The organism is Methylobacterium sp. WL7 (assembly GCF_008040085.1).
In the GTDB taxonomy this organism is placed as follows: Bacteria; Pseudomonadota; Alphaproteobacteria; order Rhizobiales; family Beijerinckiaceae; genus Methylobacterium; species Methylobacterium mesophilicum.
In genome coordinates this window covers 45,889-51,888 of sequence record NZ_VRVG01000027.1, presented here as the reverse complement: position 1 = coordinate 51,888, position 6,000 = coordinate 45,889, and the positions used below count along the sequence as shown (strand labels likewise).

Genomic DNA, 6,000 nt, shown 5'->3' with positions numbered 1-6,000 from the left:
CTCCCCGGCCCCCTCCCCCTGGGCCGGCTTCGCCTTGGCCGGGTCGACCGGCGCCGAGACCGCGATGCGCAGGGCCGGGCAGGCCTTGGCCAGGGTCGCCAGGGCGTCGAGCACCGGGTAGAAGGCCGGCCCGAGGGTCGCGCCGCCGGCCGGGAAGCGCAGGGACGCCCCGGCGATCGTCGCGCCCGCCTCCGCCCGGCAGGCGGCCGGGTCGCGGGTCTCGGCGGACTGGCGGGCCGTGACGGCAGCCTGCCCGGTCCAGCCGGGGGGCAGCGCCTCGGCCAGGCGCTCCGGCGTCCGGGACGCGGCCTCGCGGTAGAGGCTCTCGCCGGTGAGCGTCAGCGCCCGGTCCGAGACCGCCACCTCCCCGGCCGCGAGGTTGGCCACCAGGGGGGCGGCCGCTGCCAGCGCGGCGCCGAGGTCCGGCGGGGCGCCGTCGGCGAGCCGCGTCCGGTCGATCACCGGCTCGCGGAACAGGCGCGGGCGCAAGGCCGCCAGCACCCGCTCCCGGGTGGCGTCGTCGGGCAGGTGGCCGGTGAGCGTGACCGCCTCCGGGGTCCGGCGGATCGCGACCCGGTAGGGCGAGAGCGGCCGCGCCGCCAGCGTCACCGGGCCGGGCTTCACGCCGGCCGGCCGGGCCTCGCGCATCAGCGCGGCGGCGTCGGGGATCGCCTGGGCGTCGATGGCGTCGCCGGTGACCGAGATGGAATCCTCCGCGAAGGCGACGGTGCCGGACTGGATCAGCTCGGCCAGCCGGAACGCGAAGCCGATCAGGGTCTTTGGGTCGATCGCCGGGTCGAGCCCCCGGGCGGTGAGCAGACGGTCCTGCACGCTGCCCCCCGGCACCGCCTCGGCGGCCGCCCGCAGGGCCGCCTCCCGGTCCGCCGCGGAGGGGGCGAACCCGTCGAGCACGATCCCCCGGGCCGACTTCGCCACCGAGAACCGAAACTGCGCCACCGCGGGCGGCACGATCTCGATCCGCCCGACGCTGAAACCCGCCGGCGGGTTGGCCAGGGCGGTCCGCAGCGCCTCGTAGGCCGGCACGTCTAGGGCCTCGCCGGACAGGCTGAGCACCGTGTCGCTGAGCGCCGCCCGGCCGCCCTTGGCGAGCCCGGACAGCCGCGCCGCCAGGAACGTCGCCGCGCCGGCGAAGTCCGGGGGCGCGCCCCGGGCCGCCCGGGCGGTGTCGTCGAGATAGGTGCCGGGCGCCAGCGCCCCGGTGATCCGCGCCTCCAGGGCCCGCCGTCCGATCTCCGCCGGGCGGCTGCCCTCCAGCGCCACCCGGGCCGAGCCGGTGCGGATCGCCGCCCACAGGAACGGCGCGGCGGTCTCCACCAGACCGACCTCCGAGACGATCCGCCGGGGGCCGTCCAGGGCGGCGAGACGGGTCAGCACGGTCTCGCGCTCGCCGACATCCGGCGCCTCGCCCTCCGCCGCCAGGTCGCGTCCGCGCGCCTCCAGCCGCAGCCAGGGCTCGCCGGTGGCCGTGGCGGTGCCGGACGCGACCTGCGCCCCCGCCGCCTCGAGGGCGTCGGCGATCTGCGGGGTGGCGAACAGCGTCGCGCCGGCCCAGATCAGCGCGAGCGCGGGCAGGCCGGCGAGCCAGCCGGCGCGGCGCAAGCCTTGAGCGAACTCTTCGGGCAACGGCACAATCGTGGGTTAAAGCGGATCCGGGCTGCGAGACCATACCGGCAATCCGGCAGGATGAAGGCCGTTTCCGCGAAGGACCGGGCCGGATTCTTCGACGGCCGGCGGGGAAGCCGCGGGGATGGATCGCAGACTGCGCGTGGCCTTCGCGTGCGGCCGCCTCAAAAAAGCACGGCGCTTGCATCATCCCGGCCATTACCGCGAGACACCACCACGGAGTGCGTCGCTTGGCCCGGACCGTCTGCCCGCACGATTGCCCTTCGGCCTGCAGCCTGGACGTGCAGGTGGCGGAGGGCCGCGTCGTCTCGGTGAAGGGGGGCGACAACCCCTACACCGCCGGGGTGATCTGCGCGAAGGTCAGCCGCTACGGCGAGCGGGTCCACCACCCGGACCGGATCCTCCAGCCGCTGGAACGGGTCGGCGCCAAGGGCGGCGGCCGGTGGCGGCCGATCTCCTGGGACGCGGCCCTCGACCGGCTGGCCGCGGCCTTCCGCGAGACCGCCGGGCGCCACGGCCCGGAGGCGGTCTGGCCGTACAATTCCGGCGGCACGATGGGCCTCGTCCAGCGCGACGGCATCCACCGGTTGACCCACGTGATGGGCTATTCCCGGCGCAAACGCACCATCTGCACCGCCATCGCCATCGCCGGCTGGAGCGCCGGTGTCGGCCGCGTCGCCGGCCCGGACCCGCGGGAGATGGCGCTCTCCGACCTGATCGTGGTCTGGGGCGGCAACCCGGTGAGCACCCAGGTCAACGCGATGAGCCACATCAGCCGGGCCCGCAAGACGCGCGGCGCCAAGCTGGTGGTGATCGACCCCTACCGCACCGGCACCGCCGCGGCGGCCGACCTCCACCTCGCCCCCCGGCCCGGCACCGACGGGGCGCTGGCCTGCGCGGTGCTCCACGTGCTGTTCCGCGATGGCCACGCCGACCGGGCCTACCTGGCGGCCCATGCCGAGGACACGGCGGCGCTGGAGGCGCATCTCGCCACGCGCGATCCGGCCTGGGCGGCCGCGATCACCGGCCTCACGGTCGCCGAGATCGAGGCCTTCGCGGCGCTCTACGGCTCGACGCCGCGCAGCTACATCCGCTGCGGCTTCGGCTTCACCCGGACGCATAACGGCGCGGTCAACCTGCACGCGGTGACCTGCCTGCCCACCGTGACCGGCGCCTGGCAGCACGAGGGCGGCGGCGCCCTCTGGCAGAACGCCGCGATCTTCAACTGGGACAAGACCCTGACCGAGGGCCTCGACGCCAAGGCCCCGGGGGTGCGCGACCTCGACATGAGCCGGATCGGCGCGATCCTGGCCGACGATCCCGACGCCCTGCAGGGCGGGCCGCCGGTGCGCGCGATGCTGATCCAGTCGGCGAACCCTGCGGCCTCCGCCCCCGACAGCAACCGGGTGCGCGCCGGACTGCTGCGGCCGGACGTGTTCGTGGCCGTGCACGAGCAGTTCATGACCGAGACGGCGGCGCTCGCCGACCTCGTCCTGCCGGCCACCACCTTCTTGGAGCACGACGACATCTACGGGGCCGGCGGACACAGCCACATCCAATCCGGGCCGGCGCTCCTGCCGCCGCCGGGGGAATGCCGCTCCAACCACGACCTGATCGCCGCCCTCGCCGGCCGGCTGGGGGCCGAACACCCGGGCTTCGACCTGAACGCCCGGGATCTGGCCGACGCGACCCTGGCCCGCTCCGGCTGGGGCGGCCTCGACCGGCTGGAGCGGGAGCGCTGGATCGACGCGCAGCCGGACTTCGCCGAGAGCCACTTCCTCACCGGCTTCGGCCACCCGGACGGGCGCTTCCGGTTCGGGCCGGACTGGTCGGCGCTCGGTCCGCGCGCCGCCGGCATGCCGGCCCTGCCCGACCATTGGGCGGTGTCGGAGCCGGCCGACGCCGAGCGCCCGTTCCGGATGGTGGCGCCGCCGGCCCGCCAGTTCCTCAACACGACCTTCTCCAACAGCCCCGAATCGATCCGGCGCGAGGGCCGCCCGACCTGCCTGCTCCATCCGGAGGACGGCGCCCGCCTCGGGATCGCCACCGGGGATGCGGTGGAGATCGGCAACACCCGCGGCCAAGTGCGGCTGCACGCCCGCCTCGCGGAGGGGCAGCCGCCCGGGATCGTGGTGGTCGAGAGCCTGTGGCCGGCGGCCTCGTTCTCGGGCGGGCGCGGCATCAACGCGCTGATCGGCGACACGCCGGCCGCTCCCAACGACGGCGCCACGTTCCACGACACCGCGGTGTGGGTGCGGGCGGCCTGATCACGGACCCGCCGCGGGGCGTTCGATCCGGGACGTGCGAGGAGACCGTCGGAACCCGTCCGAATCGGTTGTGTTGGCCCCGGACACACCGTCTCGTGGAATCCGACAGCCATGCGGGTCATCCTCGCCGCCGCCCTGCTGGTCCCGTTCGCCGCTCCGGCCTGGGCCCAGAACCTGTCCGCCACCGCGACGGTCCCCGCGGCGGCCTCCCTGGAGCCGCTGACGGCGATCGCCAACCCGGGGCAGCTCAGCCTCGGCGGCGGCTCCACCTCCGGTCCGTTCCCGACCCTCTCGGCGCAGGGCGGCGGCCTCGTGAATGCCGGACAGCTGAGCTTCGGCGGCGGCGGTTCCGGGGGCGGCAGCATCGCGCCGCCGACCGGCGCCACCAGCGCCGGCACGGCCCGGCTGAGCCTCTCGGGATCCGGATCGACGGGTGGCGCCGGCGTCACCGGAACGCCGTCCCGGTCGAGCGGAACCGGGAGCACGATCGGCGCGACCGGCACGCGCAACGGCTTCAACACGTCGACGCGTTCGGCGATCGGGTCGATCTCGGGCAACGCGCTCTCGAATTTCGGGACGGGGGGATTCGGCGGCGGCTCCGCCGTCGGCACGAGCCTGAACACCGACGCGACCTCGGCCTCGGCGGTGGCCTCCGGGGCCGGCGGATTCGGGGCCGGAGCCGGGATCGGCGCCAGCTCGACGGGGCTGGCCGTCGTCGACCCGGCCGCGACCGCGGCGTCCACCACCGCCACCGGGGGCGGCGCGTTCGGTGGCGCCGGCATCGCGGGCGCTGCGAACGCGGCGCCGGTCCAGGGCCTCGACGGGACCGACACCGTGGCCCGTGGCGGCGGCGGAGCGGTCGGCGGCGCCGGCATCGCGGCCGGGACCGGCCAGACCGATACGGCCTGCAACGGACCGCTCGCGGTGGCCTGCCTCGGCGGCGCGAACGCGTTCTGACGCCGCGGCGCGGACGGGCGGAACCCCCGCGGAAGCGCTGCCGTTGCTTGAAGTCCGGCACCTCGGCCGGGAAGGGAGGCGACGATGCAAGAGGTCAGGAGAGCCGTTATGCGGGGCCGCGTTTCGTGTGCGGCCATTCTCGTCGTGGGGCTGTCGAGCGCGGCGCTGGCACGCGATGCCGCGTCCGCGACCCCGGGTGCCAAGGGCCGGACCGGCGCCCTCCACGGCATCGGGTTCAACGCCTCTAAATTCGGCTCCGATATCCGTACCTCTAAAGACCAGCCCTATACGTGGCCGGTGAGTGACCGATATCATCCGGTCTCCAAGCCGTTCTACGGCCGGGCTTACTGAGATTCACCCGACCGGCGCGCCCTGGCGTGCCGGTCATCGTCCTGCGGGAGAAGCGGAGAGAGCGTCATGCCGGTGCGGTCTCGGCTGATCCTGATCGCCCTGGTCTGCGCGCCCGTCGCCGCGCGGGCGGGCGAATTCGCGCCGACGGCGCCCGCGCAGGGGATGATGATGCCCCTTCCGGATCCCGGCATGGCAAACAGCGCGCCGAGCCAGGCTCCACCGGCCGATGCGGGCACCCCGGCGCCGGCGCAACCCGCGACCGCCGACCCGGCCGGCGGCCGCAGACGGTTTCAGGCGCTCGGCAGCGGCTTTCCCGCGACGGATGGACCGTTGCCGAACCAGCGGACCGGTCCCCGCCGGGCCCATGTGGTGCACGACATCTGCATCGGGTGCTGAGCGGGTCCGCTCACCGTCCGCCAGCTGACGCCCGGCATCATTGCAGGGCGCTTGATCGGGTGTTGGCGCGGATCCAGCCCGGTGAGAGCACGTCGCCCTCCTCGGTGATGATCCAGGGCTGTGCGTCCCCCACGGCGATCGCCTCGGCCGCCGCCGCAAGCGCCTCACGCAGGGTCGCGTAGGGGCGCCCTTCGGCGGACCGCCCGAGCGAGCGGTTCGGCCACACGGTCAACTCGGCACGCTTGTCGAGGTCTGCGGGCGTCATGGGCGCGCTCCGGATGACGTCAGAATTGAACCCTGTCTAACCGGCTCATGTGACGTGAGCCTGGCGTTCGTGTTGCCGATTCGTGTCGCGAACGCTGCGCGGTCCGCCCGCCGCCGCGAT

Annotated in this window: 6 protein-coding genes; 4 read left to right on the top strand and 2 right to left on the bottom strand. The window is 75.0% G+C overall.

The window, feature by feature from the left end; genetic code table 11:
- On the bottom strand, nt 1-1,650 hold a 1,650-nt coding region (locus FV233_RS10080; RefSeq protein WP_246689950.1), incomplete at its 3' end, for a BON domain-containing protein.
- Between the two features lie 224 nt (nt 1,651-1,874).
- Here FV233_RS10080 and FV233_RS10075 point away from each other — a divergent pair.
- The 4 genes from FV233_RS10075 to FV233_RS10060 all read left to right on the top strand — a co-directional run bounded on the left by FV233_RS10075 (nt 1,875) and on the right by FV233_RS10060 (nt 5,615).
- Nucleotides 1,875-3,911, top strand: a complete 2,037-nt coding sequence (locus FV233_RS10075) for a molybdopterin oxidoreductase family protein (RefSeq protein WP_147897384.1) — start codon at nt 1,875-1,877, stop codon at nt 3,909-3,911.
- A gap of 111 nt (nt 3,912-4,022) precedes the next feature.
- Nucleotides 4,023-4,868, top strand: a complete 846-nt coding sequence (locus tag FV233_RS10070) for a hypothetical protein (protein ID WP_147897383.1) — start codon at nt 4,023-4,025, stop codon at nt 4,866-4,868.
- Between the two features lie 108 nt (nt 4,869-4,976).
- Entirely contained in the window at nt 4,977-5,219 is a 243-nt protein-coding gene (locus FV233_RS10065; RefSeq protein WP_246689949.1) for a hypothetical protein, read from the top strand.
- A gap of 66 nt (nt 5,220-5,285) precedes the next feature.
- Nucleotides 5,286-5,615, top strand: coding sequence for a hypothetical protein (locus FV233_RS10060; protein ID WP_147897381.1), 330 nt, complete (start codon nt 5,286-5,288; stop codon nt 5,613-5,615).
- A 37-nt stretch (nt 5,616-5,652) separates the two neighbouring features.
- Here FV233_RS10060 and FV233_RS10055 read toward each other — a convergent pair whose 3' ends face one another.
- The gene (locus FV233_RS10055) at nt 5,653-5,880 is read right to left on the bottom strand and encodes a hypothetical protein (protein WP_147857074.1); all 228 of its coding nucleotides are present in this window, start codon (nt 5,878-5,880) and stop codon (nt 5,653-5,655) included.
- Between the last annotated feature and the right edge of the window lie 120 nt (nt 5,881-6,000).

What these genes read in the sequence shown, in the direction of transcription:
- FV233_RS10055 (WP_147857074.1), bottom strand. Translation starts at nt 5,880, where the DNA reads ATGACGCCCGCAGACCTCGACAAGCGTGCCGAGTTGACCGTGTGGCCG.
- FV233_RS10070 (WP_147897383.1), top strand. Translation starts at nt 4,023, where the DNA reads ATGCGGGTCATCCTCGCCGCCGCCCTGCTGGTCCCGTTCGCCGCTCCG.
- FV233_RS10065 (WP_246689949.1), top strand. Translation starts at nt 4,977, where the DNA reads ATGCGGGGCCGCGTTTCGTGTGCGGCCATTCTCGTCGTGGGGCTGTCG.
- FV233_RS10060 (WP_147897381.1), top strand. Translation starts at nt 5,286, where the DNA reads ATGCCGGTGCGGTCTCGGCTGATCCTGATCGCCCTGGTCTGCGCGCCC.